Annotated in this window: 2 protein-coding genes; both read right to left on the reverse strand. The window is 67.9% G+C overall.

Going from position 1 to position 725, the window contains the following annotated elements; genetic code table 11:
• Positions 1-288 (reverse strand): thioredoxin family protein (locus HA630_RS01580; RefSeq protein ID WP_166832165.1); only part of this gene is annotated, 288 nt, incomplete at its 3' end.
• 42 nt (positions 289-330) lie between these two features.
• Complete coding sequence (locus HA630_RS01585; protein ID WP_166832166.1) at positions 331-540, reverse strand: hypothetical protein; 210 nt, start codon at positions 538-540, stop codon at positions 331-333.
• Positions 541-725: the final 185 nt, after the last annotated feature.

Genomic DNA, 725 nt, shown 5'->3' on the forward strand with positions numbered 1-725 from the left:
CTGGGGTCTGACCAGGCGGGCGACTTCCCGGCCGTCGCGCAACAGCACCAGGGTCGGCCAGAGCTTGACGCGAAAGCTGCGGCCCAGCGCCCGACTGGGGCCGTCTTCCACACGAAGGTGGCGCCAGCGGCCCTCTTGCGCCAGCGCCTCGGCCAGCGCGGGTTGCGCGGCACGGCAATGGCCACACCAGCCGGTCCCGAATTCCAGCAGCGTCCAACCGGGCCAGGCATCCACCTCGGCACGTGCAGGGGCCTCGGTGGCACCGAGGTAGGGGTAAAGCCCGCTCATGCGGGGACGGTGCCCCGTGCACAGGCCATGTCCATGGCGGATTCAGCGGCCGTGGTCCCCACCGATCGGCCCCCGGCGCGACTGCGACTGGTTGGCCCCGCCGATCAGGCTCTCGCGATCGCTGCGGCTGCGCGGGGTGCGCTGGCCTTGGTTCAATGGCGTGGGGTCTTGCTCGCCCAACTTGTTGGTGTCGTTGGCGACCTTGCCCGTGTGGGGCGCCTGTTTGTCGCTGGGGCTCTGATTCTTGCTCATCTCGGACTCCTGGTCGTCAAGGAAAAACAACCGCTGACACCGAGCACACCGTACATCAAAAGCGGGGCCCATGCAAACACCGCCCCAAACCGGCGCGCGCCTCAGGCCACCACGTACTGGTTCACAAAGGCCTGCCAGGGCTGCGGTTTGTCGAAGAAAAAGCCCTGCAGCACCTTGCAGCCGTG

This window comes from Aquabacterium sp. A08 (assembly GCF_011742065.1).